The sequence below is a fragment of the Burkholderia stagnalis genome (assembly GCF_902830275.1).
GTDB lineage: Bacteria > Pseudomonadota > Gammaproteobacteria > Burkholderiales > Burkholderiaceae > Burkholderia > Burkholderia stagnalis.
The window spans coordinates 421,715-435,211 of the sequence record NZ_CADESW010000002.1; the positions used below are offsets into that span (position 1 = coordinate 421,715).

The 13,497-nt window shown below is 68.8% G+C and carries 14 protein-coding genes; 5 read left to right on the forward strand and 9 right to left on the reverse strand.

Annotated features, from left to right (window positions below):
• Positions 1-74: 74 nt before the first annotated feature.
• Positions 75-833, forward strand: coding sequence for an SDR family NAD(P)-dependent oxidoreductase (locus tag HWY45_RS05910; protein WP_059879966.1), 759 nt, complete (start codon positions 75-77; stop codon positions 831-833).
• A gap of 80 nt (positions 834-913) precedes the next feature.
• On the opposite strand, the gene HWY45_RS05915 is transcribed toward HWY45_RS05910, so the two are convergent.
• Both HWY45_RS05915 and murJ read right to left on the reverse strand, forming a co-directional pair.
• Complete coding sequence (locus HWY45_RS05915) at positions 914-1,756, reverse strand: SirB1 family protein (RefSeq protein WP_059802199.1); 843 nt, start codon at positions 1,754-1,756, stop codon at positions 914-916.
• Positions 1,757-1,764: 8 nt separating this feature from the next.
• The gene (gene murJ / locus HWY45_RS05920) at positions 1,765-3,315 is read right to left on the reverse strand and encodes a murein biosynthesis integral membrane protein MurJ (protein WP_059879662.1); all 1,551 of its coding nucleotides are present in this window, start codon (positions 3,313-3,315) and stop codon (positions 1,765-1,767) included.
• A gap of 301 nt (positions 3,316-3,616) precedes the next feature.
• Between murJ and rpsT the strand changes: the two genes are divergently transcribed.
• On the forward strand, positions 3,617-3,889 hold the full coding sequence (gene rpsT, locus HWY45_RS05925; protein WP_006398494.1) for a 30S ribosomal protein S20: 273 nt from the start codon (positions 3,617-3,619) through the stop codon (positions 3,887-3,889).
• Positions 3,890-4,060: 171 nt separating this feature from the next.
• Here the strand turns inward: rpsT and HWY45_RS05930 are convergent, their stop codons facing one another.
• Positions 4,061-4,381, reverse strand: coding sequence for a DUF3579 domain-containing protein (locus tag HWY45_RS05930; protein ID WP_059557297.1), 321 nt, complete (start codon positions 4,379-4,381; stop codon positions 4,061-4,063).
• Positions 4,382-4,793: 412 nt separating this feature from the next.
• Here HWY45_RS05930 and argF point away from each other — a divergent pair, with 412 nt between their 5' ends.
• Positions 4,794-5,723, forward strand: coding sequence for an ornithine carbamoyltransferase (gene argF, locus HWY45_RS05935; protein WP_059557294.1), 930 nt, complete (start codon positions 4,794-4,796; stop codon positions 5,721-5,723).
• Between the two features lie 109 nt (positions 5,724-5,832).
• On the opposite strand, the gene murB is transcribed toward argF, so the two are convergent.
• A complete protein-coding gene (gene murB / locus HWY45_RS05940) occupies positions 5,833-6,882 on the reverse strand; it encodes a UDP-N-acetylmuramate dehydrogenase (RefSeq protein ID WP_059879969.1) in 1,050 nt (349 codons plus the stop codon).
• Between the two features lie 137 nt (positions 6,883-7,019).
• Here murB and HWY45_RS05945 point away from each other — a divergent pair, with 137 nt between their 5' ends.
• Complete coding sequence (locus HWY45_RS05945; RefSeq protein WP_059802043.1) at positions 7,020-7,505, forward strand: YajQ family cyclic di-GMP-binding protein; 486 nt, start codon at positions 7,020-7,022, stop codon at positions 7,503-7,505.
• A 68-nt stretch (positions 7,506-7,573) separates the two neighbouring features.
• Here HWY45_RS05945 and plsY read toward each other — a convergent pair whose 3' ends face one another.
• The gene (gene plsY / locus HWY45_RS05950) at positions 7,574-8,212 is read right to left on the reverse strand and encodes a glycerol-3-phosphate 1-O-acyltransferase PlsY (RefSeq protein ID WP_059802045.1); all 639 of its coding nucleotides are present in this window, start codon (positions 8,210-8,212) and stop codon (positions 7,574-7,576) included.
• 109 nt (positions 8,213-8,321) lie between these two features.
• On the reverse strand, positions 8,322-8,813 hold the full coding sequence (gene ybaK, locus HWY45_RS05955; protein WP_059802047.1) for a Cys-tRNA(Pro) deacylase: 492 nt from the start codon (positions 8,811-8,813) through the stop codon (positions 8,322-8,324).
• A 228-nt stretch (positions 8,814-9,041) separates the two neighbouring features.
• On the opposite strand from ybaK, the gene HWY45_RS05960 reads away from it, so the two are divergent.
• Entirely contained in the window at positions 9,042-10,604 is a 1,563-nt protein-coding gene (locus tag HWY45_RS05960) for a class I adenylate-forming enzyme family protein (RefSeq protein WP_059879665.1), read from the forward strand.
• Positions 10,605-10,749: 145 nt separating this feature from the next.
• Here HWY45_RS05960 and xerD read toward each other — a convergent pair whose 3' ends face one another.
• The 3 genes from xerD to queG form a co-directional block, all read right to left on the reverse strand.
• Positions 10,750-11,700 (reverse strand): site-specific tyrosine recombinase XerD, encoded by a 951-nt coding sequence (gene xerD / locus HWY45_RS05965; RefSeq protein WP_059879668.1) that lies wholly within the window; start codon positions 11,698-11,700, stop codon positions 10,750-10,752.
• On the reverse strand, positions 11,697-12,167 hold the full coding sequence (locus tag HWY45_RS05970; RefSeq protein ID WP_059557281.1) for a methylated-DNA--[protein]-cysteine S-methyltransferase: 471 nt from the start codon (positions 12,165-12,167) through the stop codon (positions 11,697-11,699). Before HWY45_RS05970 ends, xerD begins: the two co-directional genes overlap by 4 nt.
• A 94-nt stretch (positions 12,168-12,261) precedes the next feature.
• Complete coding sequence (gene queG, locus HWY45_RS05975; protein WP_059879671.1) at positions 12,262-13,497, reverse strand: tRNA epoxyqueuosine(34) reductase QueG; 1,236 nt, start codon at positions 13,495-13,497, stop codon at positions 12,262-12,264.

A 13,497-nucleotide genomic window follows, 5' to 3' on the forward strand; every position in this document is an offset into this window, starting at 1 on the left:
GGCCGAATCGAACCGGACCGGCCGCCTGCCCGCTCGCAGTCGCGCTGGCATGCCCTACCAGCAAGGAGACAGTCATGGAGATTCGCGGGAACGTGTTTCTGATCACGGGCGGCGCGTCGGGCCTCGGCGCCGGCACCGCGCGGCTGCTCGCGCAGGAAGGCGGCAAGGTCGTGCTCGCCGACCTGAACGAAGCGGCCGGCGAAGCGCTCGCGCAGGAACTGGGCGGCGTGTTCGTGCGCTGCGACGTGTCGCGCGAAGACGACGCGCAGGCCGCGGTCGACGCCGCGACGCGCGCCGGCTCGCTGCGCGGCCTCGTGAACTGCGCGGGCATCGCACCCGCCGCGAAGACCGTCGGCAAGGACGGCGCGCATCCGCTCGACGTGTTCGCGAAGACGATCAGCGTGAACCTCGTCGGCACCTTCAACATGATCCGTCTCGCCGCCGTCGCGATGGCCGCGAACGCGCCGAACGCGAACGGCGAGCGCGGCGTCGTGATCAGCACCGCGTCGGTCGCGGCGTTCGACGGCCAGATCGGCCAGGCTGCGTATGCGGCGTCGAAGGCCGGCGTCGCCGGCATGACGCTGCCGATCGCGCGCGACCTGTCGCGCAACGGCATCCGCGTGATGACGATCGCGCCCGGCCTGTTCGAGACGCCGATGCTGCTCGGCATGCCGAAGGACGTTCAGGACGCGCTCGGCGCGATGGTGCCGTTCCCGCCGCGGCTCGGCAAGCCGGCCGAATATGCGATGCTGGTCCGGCAGATCGTCGAGAACCCGATGCTCAACGGCGAGGTGATCCGCCTCGACGGCGCGATCCGGATGCAGCCGAAGTAAGCGCCGACCACGTATGACAAAACGCCCGCCGTGCGCGCGATGCGCAGGGCGGGCGTTTCACATGCGGGCGCGGCGCGCGCTCAGTCTTCGGCGCTGCGCTCCATCCGCTGCCGCAATTCGCTCACCTGCGACTCGACGACGGTCGCATCGTCGGCGTCCGGCCGCTCGCCGAGATACTGCTCGAGATCCTCGAGCGCGGGCCGCAGGTAGTCGAGCCGCGCATACGCGAAGCCGCGGTCGCGTATCTCGTCGAGCTGCCCCGGCAACAGGATCACGAGCCGCTGCTGCACCGCCAGCAGCCGCTGCCAGCGTTCCGTCTGAAGATAGATCGTCTTCAGGTTGCGCAGCATCCGCGCGATGATCTCGCGGCTCGTGGCCGGCTGCAGCAGCGCGCGCAACGCGCTGTCGACCGCGCCGGCCGCCCGCGCGACATACGGCTCCAGCATCTCGACCATCTCGGCCTCGGACAGCGAATGGCCATTGGTCGGATCGATGATCAGGTCGCCGTCCGACAGCGTGACGCGCAGCAGGAAGTGGCCGGGAAACGAGACGCCGCGCGCCGGCACGCCGACCTGCTCCGCGAGCTCGAGGTACAGCACCGACAGCGAGATCGGAATGCCGCGCCGCCGCTTCAGCACCATGTTCAGGTGGCTGTTGTCAGGGTCGTAGTAGTCGTTGTGATTGCACGCGAAGCCCAGTTCGCGGAAGAAGAACTCGTTCAGCGCGACGATCCGGTCCTTCAGGCCGGCGTCGTCCGGCAGCCGGCGGCGCAGGCGCGCCGCGAGCATGTCGAGCTCGGCGAGCGTGCCCTGCAGGTCGAGATCCGGGTAAGCGTCCTGTGCGAGCGACAGCGCCGCCTCGGTGACGGGCAGACTGTCGTCGTCCGCCACCAGCGTGCTGAAGTAGTCGAGAACGCGGGTCATTGCGGTCGTCACTTGGCGCGCCTTCTGAAGTAAGCGTATTTGAAGCCCATCACCCACAACATACCGAAATATAGTGCAGCGAACAGCACGAGGCAGGCCGCCATCAGCGTGATGCGCGCGAGCGGCTCGGTGCGCAGCCCGGTCCAGTCGAAGGTGAGCGCGAGCCAGTGCATCGTGCCGGCAAGCACGAGCGATGCGCCGGCGAGCTGTGCGAAGAAGCGCAGCCAGCCCGGCGACGGCTGGTAGATGCCGCGCCGGCGCAGGCCGGCGAACAGCAGCAGCGAGTTCAGGCACGCGCCGACGCCGATGCTGAGCGTAAGGCCCGCATGGCCGATCAGCGGCACGAACACGTAGTTCGACAACTGCGTGATCACGAGCACGCCGACCGCGATCTTCACCGGCGTCTTGATGTCCTGCTTCGCATAGAAGCCCGGCGCGAGAATCTTGATCAGGATGATGCCGACAAGCCCGATCCCGTAGGTCGCGAGCGCGCGCGCGACCATCGTCACGGTGTGCGCGTCGAACTTGCCGTAGTTGAACAGCGTGGCGGTGAGCGGCGTCGCGAAGAAGAACAGCGCGAGCGCGCTCGGCGCGGCCAGCAGGAACGTGACGCGCAGGCCCCAGTCGAGCAGCGCCGAATACTCGGTGGCGTCCGCGTCGACGTGCGCCTTCGACAGGCTCGGCAGCAGGATCGTGCCGAGCGCGACGCCGAGCAGCGCGGTCGGGAATTCCATCAGGCGGTCCGCGTAGTTGATCCACGACACCGCGCCCTGCCCGAGCCGCGACGCGATGTTGGTGTTGATGATCAGCGACAGCTGCGCGACCGACACCGCGAAGGTCGCCGGCACCATCTTCGCGAGCACGCGCTTCACACCGGGATGCCGCAGCGCGCGCAGCGGGTTGAGCCCGATCAGCGGCACCATGTCGATCTTCTTCAGGCCCGGCAATTGCACGATGAACTGCAGCACGCCGCCGGCGATCACCGCCCACGCGAGCGCATACACGGGCACCTTCAGGTGCGGCGCGACGAACACCGCCGCGACGATGAACGCGACGTTCAGCAGCACCGGCGCGAACGCGGGCAGCGAGAAGCTCTTGTACGTGTTCAGCACGCCGGACGCGAGCGTCGTCAGCGAAATGAACACGATGTACGGGAACATGATGCGCGTCATCGTGACGGCCAGCGGGAACGCCTGGCCGTCGGTGCGCAGCCCGGACGCAACCGCGTACACGACCCAGGTCGCGCCGGCGATGCCGGCCACCGACAGCACGGCGAGCGCCCACGCGAGCACGGTCGACATCGCGTCGACGAGCGCCTTCGTCGCGTCGTGCCCCTGCTGGTTCTTGAACTCGGCGAGGATCGGCACGAACGCCTGCGAGAACGCGCCCTCCGCGGACAGGCGGCGCAGCAGGTTCGGAATGCGGAACGCGACGTAGAACGCGTCGGTATATTGACTGGCGCCGAACGCACGGGCGATCAGCGTCTCACGGGCCAGACCGGTCACGCGCGACAGCAGCGTGAAGCCGCTGACCGTCAGCAGGGCTCGGAATAGATTCATGGGGCGCTTATTATACGGACGTTGCGCGGCCCGGCACCGCCCGACACCGAAATCGGCGCCCGCCGCACCGGCCCGCCGCCGCAACCGACGCCAAACTTGCCACGCGCTTGATTTTGTTGCTATAATCCGCCGTTTCTGAGCCTGTTGCATGCGCGGCGCCTGCCGCTTTCGTGTCTCGGTCTCGGATAAAACCAACGTTTTTTTTGCGCCCCTGGGCAATCGCTCTCAGGGGACGGATCGAAAAGCAGCGCTTGGCCGTCAGGCTCCAAGCTCTGGAAACAGGACAGGATAAGGAACCGTCATGGCTAACTCCGCACAAGCACGCAAGCGCGCCCGCCAGGCAGCGAAGGCTAACTCGCACAACTCGGCGCTGCGCTCGAAATTCCGTACCGCGATCAAGGCTGTTCGCAAGGCTGTCGACGCCGGCGACCAGGCAAAGGCTGCCGAGCTGTTCAAGGCTGCCGTGAAGACGATCGACACGATCGCCGACAAGAAGATCGTTCACAAGAACAAGGCCGCTCGCAGCAAGAGCCGCCTCGCCGCAGCCGTCAAGGGCCTGCAGGCAGCAGCGTAAATCCGGTGTGCCCGCCTCGCGCGGGCGCCCTGTTTCCTGCGATCGACGAAAAAGCCCGCATCTGCGGGCTTTTTTGTTGGGTTCGGCGGTTCGCCGGGTTGAGCCTCCATCAACGCGCGCTCGCGCGGATCGACGCACCGGCCGGGCGCAATGTGCGCCCGCGCGCGGCCGTTACTTCTTTTCGCTGTAGTCGGGCAGCTCGCACGCCTCGGTGACGACGAGATTGTTGTCCTTCGCGAAGTTCAGCACGAAATCGAAGGCCATCGGCTCGACGTCGCGCAGACGGGAATCGAGAATCACGCACTTCGTGCCGCCCAGCATCGTCGGGCGCACGTACAGCGAATACTTCAGGCGCGCATTCGGACCGCTTGCACCGGGCCCGAAACATGCCATCACGCCCGCGAGGCGCTCCGACCAATCGCTCGGGCGAAACGTTTTCCCATCTTTCGTGATGCCCTGAATGAAGTATTCGGTCGGAGGGGTTTCAGCCATGTTGTTACCCAGGTGACGGCCCGGCGATGCGCAGGCGACGGCCTGGACACGCAAACACGAAGCAGGAGGAAGCCGGGATGCCCGCGCCGGATGCCTGAAAAGAGGCCGTCCGCGCGATCCGCCCGGCACGCCGCACCGGATTTGTGCAGCGCACAGCTTGTGTCCGGCAGAGCGGGGAAATGCTTGCCTGCCGGGCTTGAGAAAACTTTGCGATTATACCGCAGCGCGCCATCGTGCGTCGTTTCGCTCACCCTTCCCGGCACCCGGACGCGGTGCGCAAGCATCGCGCCCCGGTTTTTCTGCCGGCTCGTCAAAGCACAGAAAATCCATTATGCTGCGTTGAAGTTATCCACATCCGACGGCGGCGCCGTCCGGCCCCGGCGGCCGGGTCGAACCCGCCGCATTTCGTTTCATGACCGCCAAGACCATTCGTCACTACCTGCAGTTCAAGGATTTCTCGCTGGACGACTACGAGTACGTGCTCGAACGCACGGGAATCCTGAAGCGCAAGTTCAAGAACTACGAGACCTATCATCCGCTGCACGACCGCACGCTCGCGATGATCTTCGAGAAGAGCTCGACGCGCACGCGCCTGTCGTTCGAGGCCGGGATCTTCCAGCTCGGCGGCCATGCCGTCTTCATGAGCACCCGCGACACGCAGCTCGGCCGCGGCGAGCCGGTGGAGGATTCCGCGCAGGTGATCTCGCGGATGGTCGACATCATCATGATCCGCACATTCGAACAGGAGATCATCCAGCGCTTCGCGGAAAACTCCCGCGTGCCGGTGATCAACGGCCTGACGAACGAATACCACCCGTGCCAGGTGCTCGCCGACATCTTCACGTACTACGAGCACCGCGGCCCGATCCGCGGCAAGACGGTCGCGTGGGTCGGCGACGCGAACAACATGCTGTACACGTGGATCCAGGCCGCGCAGATCCTCGGATTCAAGCTGCGCCTGTCGACGCCGCCGGGCTATGCGCTCGACATGAAGCTCGTCGCGCCGGACAGCGCGCCGTTCTACGAGGTCTTCGACGATCCGAACGAAGCCTGCAGGGGCGCCGACCTGGTGACCACCGACGTGTGGACGAGCATGGGCTTCGAGGCCGAGAACGAGGCGCGCATGCAGGCATTCGCCGACTGGTGCGTCGACGAGGAAATGATGGGCCACGCGAACCCCGATGCGCTCTTCATGCACTGCCTGCCCGCGCACCGCGGCGAGGAAGTGACGGCCGGCGTGATCGACGGCCCGCAGAGCGTCGTCTGGGATGAAGCGGAAAACCGCCTGCACGTGCAGAAGGCGCTGATGGAGTTCCTGCTGCTCGGCAAGCTGAAGCACTGACGCGCCCGCGCGCGGCAGCACGCTCGCGCCAATGAAAAAGCGCCGATCGTCGATCGGCGCTTTGCTTTTGCGCAGCCGAAATCGCCTGCGCGGGTGCGTCAGGCCCGGCCTACAGGCACACCGGCTCCGGCTCCAGCTCGACGCCGAATTTCGCGCGCACGTCGTCCTGGATCGCCCGCGCGAGCGCGATCACGTCCGCGCCCGTCGCGCCGCCGCGATTGACGAGCACGAGCGCCTGCCGCTCGTGCACGGCCGCGGCGCCGAGCGCGCGCCCTTTCCAGCCGCAGCGGTCGATCAGCCAGCCGGCCGCGAGCTTCACCTGCCCGTCCGGCTGCGGATACGACACGATGTCCGGCGCGTGCGCGCGCAGCGCGTCGAACTGCACCGCGCCGATCACCGGGTTCTTGAAGAAGCTGCCCGCATTGCCGAGCGCGAGCGGATCGGGCAGCTTCGCGCGACGGATCGCGACCACCGCGTCGAATACGTCGCGCGGCGTGGCCGCGTCCGGCGCGACGCCGCGCGCAGCGAGTTCGCGCGACACGTCCGCGTAGCCGAGCCGCGGCGTCCAGCGCTTCGGCAGCCGGAACGTCACCGACACGATCGCGAAGCGCCCGCGGCCTTCGCGCTTGAAGAAGCTGTCGCGATAACCGAACGCGCAGCGCGCGGCATCGAAGCGCTCGCTGCGGCCCGTCGCGAGCTCGACGGCGACGAGCGAATCGAAATACGCCTTCATTTCTAGCCCGTACGCGCCGATGTTCTGGATCGGCGCGGCGCCGACCGTGCCCGGGATCAGCGCGAGGTTCTCGAGCCCGGCCATGCCCTGCTCGAGCGTCCACGCGACGAATGCGTGCCAGTTCTCGCCGCCGCCCGCCTCGACGACCCACGCGTCGTCGTCCTCGCGCACGACGCGGCGCCCGGCGATCTCGTCGAGCAGCACGAGGCCCTCGAAATCGCGCGTGAACACGACGTTGCTGCCGCCGCCGAGCACCAGCAGCGGCAGGTTCGCGACGCGTGCATCGCGATGCAGCGCCTCGAACTGCCCGGCGTGCGTCACGCGCGCGGCCAGACGCGCGGATACGTCGAACCCGAACGTGTTGTGCGCGGCGAGCGGGTGGTCGGGGAGCAGCGAAAGGGTGGAATCGGCTGGAAGCATCGGCAATCGCGGTCGGGCGTGCCCGGTCGGCGCGCGGCCGGCCTTGGGCAAACGAAGGGGCATCGGTAAAATGGCGAATAGTCCGCAATTATAGCGAGTGCCCGCGCGCAAGCCGGGCGCGCGCGTTTTCCAGGGAGAATGCCATGCCATCGTTCGACGTCGTCAGCGAAGCGAACATGATCGAAGTGAAGAACGCCATCGAGCAGTCGAACAAGGAAATTTCGACGCGCTTCGATTTCAAGGGCTCCGACGCGCGCGTCGAGCAGAAGGAACGCGAGCTGACGCTGTTCGCCGACGACGATTTCAAGCTCGGCCAGGTCAAGGACGTGCTGATCGGCAAGCTGGCCAAGCGCAACGTCGACGTGCGCTTCCTCGACTACGGCAAGGTCGAGAAGATCGGCGGCGACAAGGTCAAGCAGGTCGTGACGGTCAAGAAAGGCGTGACGGGCGATCTCGCGAAGAAGATCGTGCGCCTCGTCAAGGACAGCAAGATCAAGGTGCAGGCGAGCATCCAGGGCGACGCGGTGCGCGTGGCGGGCACCAAGCGCGACGACCTGCAGAGCGTAATCGCGATGCTGCGCAAGGACGTGACCGACACCCCGCTCGACTTCAACAACTTCCGCGACTGACCGGTCGCGCGCTGCCGCCGGGCCGCCTTGCGCGCCCGGCGCGTTTCTTCAGGCCCCAGACCGTTCCGTCAGGCCTTCCCGCCGTCCTGCGCGTTGCCGTTCGCGGCCGCCTTCTTCTTGTCGCCGATCCGGCTTTCCTGCCCTGCCAGCAGCTTCGAGATGTTGCTGCGATGGCGCCACACGAGCAGCACGCTCATCGCGAGCACCGCCCACGCGACCGGGTTGTGGTGCGTGCCGAACAGGAACACGTCGAACACCGGCGCGAACACCGCCGCGACGAGCGCCGCGAGCGACGAGTAGCGGAAGAAGAACGCGATGATCAGCCAGGTCAGCGCGGTGGCGAGCCCGAGCACCGGATGCACCGCCAGCAGCACGCCGGCCGCGGTCGCGACGCCCTTGCCGCCCTGGAAGCGGAAGAACACCGGGTACAGGTGGCCGAGGAACACGGCGATCGCGACGCACGCGATCGCGACGTCGGGCAGGCCGAGGCGCCGCGCGAGCCAGACCGCGATCCAGCCCTTGAAAGCATCGCCGACGAGCGTGAGGATCGCGGCCTTCTTGTTGCCGCCGCGCAGCACGTTGGTGGCGCCGGGATTCTTCGACCCGTACGAGCGGGGATCGGCCAGGCCCATCGCGGCGCTGACGATGACGGCGAACGACACCGAACCGATCAGGTAGGCAACGAGGGTGGCGAGCAGGATCTGCATGCGGAGGACTCTTCTTTCAACGTATCGATGGACGGACGGCTGCGCGGCGGCAAGCCGAAGCGGCGCTCATTCTACCGAAGCGGCGGGGGCTGCCACGAAGGTGAAACCCTCAGTCGACGCTCGCGCACTGCACCGGCTTCGCGCCGAGCAGCGCCGTCAGCACGGCGGGCGCGAGACTGACGAGATAGCCGCGGCGGCCGCCGTTCAGGTAGATCGTCGGCAACTCGAGGATCGTCGCCTCGACGTACACCGGCATCGCCTTGCGGGTGCCGAACGGCGACGTGCCGCCGACGAGATAGCCCGAATGGCGGTTCGCGACCTCGGGCTTGCACGGCTCGACGCGCTTCGCGCCGATCTGCCGCGCCAGGTTCTTGGTCGACACCGTGCGGTCGCCGTGCATCAGGACGATCAGCGGCTTCGCCTGCTCGTCCTCCATCACGAGCGTCTTCACGACGACGTGCTCGTCGACGCCGAGCTGGCGCGCGGACTCGCCGGTGCCGCCGTGCTCGACATAATCGTACGGATGCTCGCCGAACGCGACGCCGTGGCGGCGCAGCAGCTGGGTTGCGGGCGTTTCGGACACATGTCTGGATTTGCTCATGGCGGCATTCTAATGGGGAACGGCCACCGGCACCGCCGGCGGTATACTCGCGGCCCCGCCGGCCCGTCACCCGGGCGGCAGCGCCGGCACCCCGCCATCATCATTGCGCGCGGCGCGACGCGCTATTGACCGAATGGCCGATTGTGGCGCGCGCGCCGGCGTGGCACGATCGCTCGCACGCTTTGTCCCGCCGCGCGCCGGCCGCCCGGCTCATCTTCTGGAAACACCATGACCTCGTCCCCCCGCCCTGGCGCACCGCTCGACATCGACGCCCTGCTGGCCGCGCTGCCCGGCCGCATCGCCGACGTTCCCGCGCACTGGGCCGCCCGGACGCCCGAACGCGCGGCGCTGATCGAGGACGCGCGCCGCCTGTCGTATCGCGATCTGTCGGCGGCGGTCGACGCCGCCGCCGCGCAGCTTGCCGCGTACGGCGTGCGCGGCGGCGACCGTGTGATGATCGTCGCGGAAAACTGCGTCGCGCAGGTCGTGCTGCTGTTCGCGACGGGCCGCCTCGACGCGTGGGCGCTGATGTCGAACGCGCGGCTGTCGGCCGCCGAGCTCGACGCGATCGCCGCGCATGCGCGCCCGAAGCTGATCGCGTTCGGCGACGAAGCGTCGCCCGACGCGCGCGCGCATGCGGCGCGCCACGGCGCGACGCCCGCCGCCGCGCCGGCGATCGACGTCGGCGCGTGGTCGTATCGCGTCGATGCGGGCGCGCCCGGCGAGCCGGTGGCCGCGGACGGCGCGGCGCAATGCGCGGCGCTGATCTACACGACCGGCACGACCGGCACGCCGAAGGGCGTGATGCTGTCGCATCGCAACCTGCTGTACGTCGCGGCGACGTCGAGCGCGCTGCGGCGCGTGTCGCCCGACGATGTCGTCTATACGGTGCTGCCGGTGTCGCACGTGTACGGCCTCGCGTCGGTGTGCCTCGGCAGCCTGTATGCGGGCGCGACGCTGCGGCTCGCGCCGCGCTTCTCGCCGGAGGCCGTGCGCGTCGCGCTGGCCGACGAAGGCGTGACGATCTTCCAGGGCGTGCCCGCGATGCACGCGAAGCTGCTCGAGCATCTGCACACGCACGGCCACGCATGGCGCGCGCCGCGCCTGCGCTTCGCGTATTCGGGCGGCTCGCCGCTCGATGCCGACCTGAAGGCGCGCGTCGAGCGGCTCTACGGCGTGCCGCTGCACAACGGCTACGGGATGACCGAAAGCAGCCCGACGATCGCGCAGACGCCGCTCGACGCGCCGCGCACCGATTCCTCGGTCGGCGTGCCGATCCCGGGCGTCGAGATGCGGATCGTCGGGCCGGACGGACGCGACCTGCCGCAGGGCGAGATCGGCGAGATCTGGGTGCGCGGCCCGAACGTGATGCTCGGCTACTACCGCAATCCGGACGCGACGCGCGCGGCGGTCACGCCGGACGGCTGGCTGAAGACCGGCGATCTCGCGCGGCAGGCCGCCGACGGCGCGGTGACGATCGCCGGACGCAGCAAGGAGCTGATCATCCGCTCGGGCTTCAACGTGTATCCGGTCGAGGTCGAACAGGTGCTGAACGCGCACCCGGATGTCGTGCAGGCGGCCGTCGTCGGCCGCCCGGTCGAAGGCAACGAGGAAGTGCTCGCGTTCGTCGAGCTCGTGCCGGGTGCGACGGCCACCGAAGCCGCGCTGCACGACTGGTGCGCGACGCGGCTCGCGCCGTACAAGCGCCCCGCGCACATTCGCGTGCTCGACGCGCTGCCGGCCGCGTCGACTGGCAAGGTGCTCAAGCACAAGCTGCGCGACATGGTCTGACGCGCGCCGGCCGCCGGGCCGGCCGAGCCGCCGCCTGCGCCTGCGCCTGCGCCTGCGCCTGCGCCTGCGCCTGCGTGGGCGTGGGCGTGGGCGTGGGCGTGGGCGTGGGCGTCGGCGTCGGCGTCGGCGTCGGCGTCGGCGTCGGCTAGCCGCGCGGATGGTGCTGCGCGTGCAGCGTGCGCAGGCGCTCGCGCGCGACGTGCGTATAGATCTGCGTCGTCGAGATGTCGCTGTGACCGAGCAGCATCTGCACGACGCGCAGGTCCGCGCCGTGGTTCAGCAGATGGGTCGCGAACGCATGCCGCAGCGTGTGCGGCGACAGGTGCGCGCGCACGTCGGCCTGCCGCGCATGGCGCTTGATGATGTTCCAGAACTGCTGGCGCGTCATGCCGTCGCCGCGCGCGGTGACGAACAGCGCGTCGGCCGCGCGCGCGCCGAGCAGTGCCGGCCGCGCGTCGCGCAGGTAGCGCTCGATCCAGCCGTGCGCAACTTCGCCGAACGGCACGAGCCGCTCCTTCGAGCCCTTGCCCATCACGCGCACGACGCCTTCGTTGAGCCCGACCTCGACTGTCTTCAGCGTCACGAGCTCGCTCACGCGCAGCCCGCTCGCGTACATCAGCTCGAGCATCGTGCGGTCGCGCAGGCCGAGCGGCGTGTCGACGTCGGGCGCGCCGAGCAGCGCCTCGACCTGCGCCTCCGACAGCGTCGACGGGAACCGCGCCGCCTGCTTCGCGGACGTGATGCGCAGCGTCGGGTCCGCGCTCGCGCGATGCTCGCGCACGGCCCAGCCGTAATAGCGGCGGAACACCGACAGCCGCCGGTTCGACGACGTCGCCTTGCCGTCGCTGCGCGACGCGATGTAGCCGGTCACCATCATCTCGTCGGCGCGGTCGAGCGGCGCGTCGTGCGTCGCCGCGAGCCACTGCGCAAACAGCGCCAGATCGCGACGGTACGCATCGAGCGTATTGCGCGCGAGGCCGTGCTCGAGCCACAGCGCGTCGCAGAACACGTCGATCGACGCCCGGCTCGCGAGCAGCACGGGCGACGGCGCGGCCGATTCGTCCTCGGCGTCCGGGGAAAGCAGCGGTTCGCTCATCGGTACGGCACGCCCTCGTGCGCGAGCAGCCAGCGCTTCACCCGCAGGTAGTAGCCGTCGTCGTCGTGGTTCGCGAAGCCGCCGAGGCCGCCGGACGCGACGACGCGATGGCACGGGATCACCAGCGGGAAATAGTTCGCGCCGCACGCCTGGCCGACCGCGCGCGGCGCGCTGCCGACCTGCTTCGCGACCTGTCCGTAAGTCAGCACGACGCCCGGCGGGATGGCGCAAATCGCGTCCCACACGCGGTGCTGGAACGCGGTGCCGACCTCGGCGAGCGGCAGGTCGAAACTCGCCGACGCGCGTTCGAAATAGCGTTCGATCTGCTCGACCGCGCGCTTCGCGAGCGGCGTATCCGCATCGACGTTCTTCACCGATACGGGCAAGTAGACGATCTCGCGCACCACCGACGCATCCGTTCGGACGCCGATCTTGCCGAATGGCGCATCGATCACTGCATTGAACATCGTTATCTCCTGTCGACCCGGGCGAGTGCACCCGCGCGGGGTTGCGTCGGCCCTGACGGCCGCTGTCGCATCGAACCGACACTGTACGCCGCCTTCATGCCGCACGCAGCGCCCACTCGACGTGCTCGCGCACGAGCGGCGACGGATCGTCCGCGCGCGCGCGCAGCGCGGCGACGATCGCGTCCCGCGCGCCCGGCGCGAGCCGCCCGGCCGGCGCGCGCAGCGCGTTGCCGAGCCCGACCGCGAGGTTGCGCAGCCAGCATTCGTGGCCGATGCGCCGGATCGCGCTGCCCTGCATCCGCGTATCGAACTCGTCCGCGCTCCAGCCGAACAGCTCGACGAGCGTCGCGCGATCGAGCCCGTGCCGCACGTCGAAATCGGCGACCGGCGCCGCCTGCGCGAACTTGTTCCACGGGCACACCAGTTGGCAGTCGTCGCACCCGTACACGCGATTGCCGATCAGCGGCCGCAGCGGCTCGGGGATGCTGCCTTTCAGTTCGATCGTCAGATACGAAATGCAGCGCCGCGCATCGACGTGGTACGGCGCGACGATCGCGCCGGTCGGGCACGCGCCGATGCAGCGCGTGCAGCTGCCGCAATGCGCGCCCGGGGTTTCGGGCGCCGCGTCGGGAGCGGTCTGCGCATCGGTCGGCAGCGGGATGTCGACGTAGATCTCGCCGAGGAAGAACAGCGAGCCCGCGTCACGCTGCAGCAATAGCGTGTGCTTGCCGCGCCAGCCGATGCCCGCCTTCTGCGCGAGCTCGACCTCGAGCACCGGCGCGGAATCGGTGAACACGCGGTGACCGAACGCGCCGATCTCGCCCTCGATGCGCTCGGCGAGCGTCTGCAGGCGGTTGCGCAGCACCTTGTGATAGTCGCGGCCGCGCGCATAGATCGACACGACGGCGGCCTGCGGATCGTCGAGCCGCGCCAGTTCGCGAGCGCGCCAGTCGCGCGGCGCAAGCGCGCCGGACGTGTCGTCATGCGTGTCGCCCGCGAGCGTGTCGGCCGGCAGATAGGCGAGCCGGGCCGAGATCACGCGTCGCGTACCGGCCACAAGTTCGGCCGGCCGCGCGCGTTTCATCCCATGTTTCGCCATATAATCCATTTCGCCGTGGCATCCGGCTTCCAGCCAGGCGGCGAGGCCCGCTTCGGCATCCGAGAGATCGGTATCGCTGATGCCGATCGCCCCGAAACCCAATTCGCGCCCCCACGCCCTGATGCGCGCGGCGAGCGCAGTCAACGCCGCATCGTCGAGGACGCACGGCGCCGCGCCTTCGACCTCGGTCGAATGCGTATCGGATGCGGCGAGTTCCGGTAATCGGTTCAT

Excerpts from the sequence above, each read along its gene's own strand:
- HWY45_RS05910 (WP_059879966.1), top strand. The coding sequence starts at position 75 with ATGGAGATTCGCGGGAACGTGTTTCTGATCACGGGCGGCGCGTCGGGC.
- HWY45_RS05915 (WP_059802199.1), bottom strand. The coding sequence starts at position 1,756 with ATGACCCGCGTTCTCGACTACTTCAGCACGCTGGTGGCGGACGACGAC.
- murJ (WP_059879662.1), bottom strand. The coding sequence starts at position 3,315 with ATGAATCTATTCCGAGCCCTGCTGACGGTCAGCGGCTTCACGCTGCTG.
- rpsT (WP_006398494.1), top strand. The coding sequence starts at position 3,617 with ATGGCTAACTCCGCACAAGCACGCAAGCGCGCCCGCCAGGCAGCGAAG.
- HWY45_RS05930 (WP_059557297.1), bottom strand. The coding sequence starts at position 4,381 with ATGGCTGAAACCCCTCCGACCGAATACTTCATTCAGGGCATCACGAAA.
- argF (WP_059557294.1), top strand. The coding sequence starts at position 4,794 with ATGACCGCCAAGACCATTCGTCACTACCTGCAGTTCAAGGATTTCTCG.
- HWY45_RS05945 (WP_059802043.1), top strand. The coding sequence starts at position 7,020 with ATGCCATCGTTCGACGTCGTCAGCGAAGCGAACATGATCGAAGTGAAG.
- plsY (WP_059802045.1), bottom strand. The coding sequence starts at position 8,212 with ATGCAGATCCTGCTCGCCACCCTCGTTGCCTACCTGATCGGTTCGGTG.
- ybaK (WP_059802047.1), bottom strand. The coding sequence starts at position 8,813 with ATGAGCAAATCCAGACATGTGTCCGAAACGCCCGCAACCCAGCTGCTG.
- HWY45_RS05960 (WP_059879665.1), top strand. The coding sequence starts at position 9,042 with ATGACCTCGTCCCCCCGCCCTGGCGCACCGCTCGACATCGACGCCCTG.
- xerD (WP_059879668.1), bottom strand. The coding sequence starts at position 11,700 with ATGAGCGAACCGCTGCTTTCCCCGGACGCCGAGGACGAATCGGCCGCG.
- HWY45_RS05970 (WP_059557281.1), bottom strand. The coding sequence starts at position 12,167 with ATGTTCAATGCAGTGATCGATGCGCCATTCGGCAAGATCGGCGTCCGA.
- queG (WP_059879671.1), bottom strand. The coding sequence starts at position 13,497 with ATGAACCGATTACCGGAACTCGCCGCATCCGATACGCATTCGACCGAG.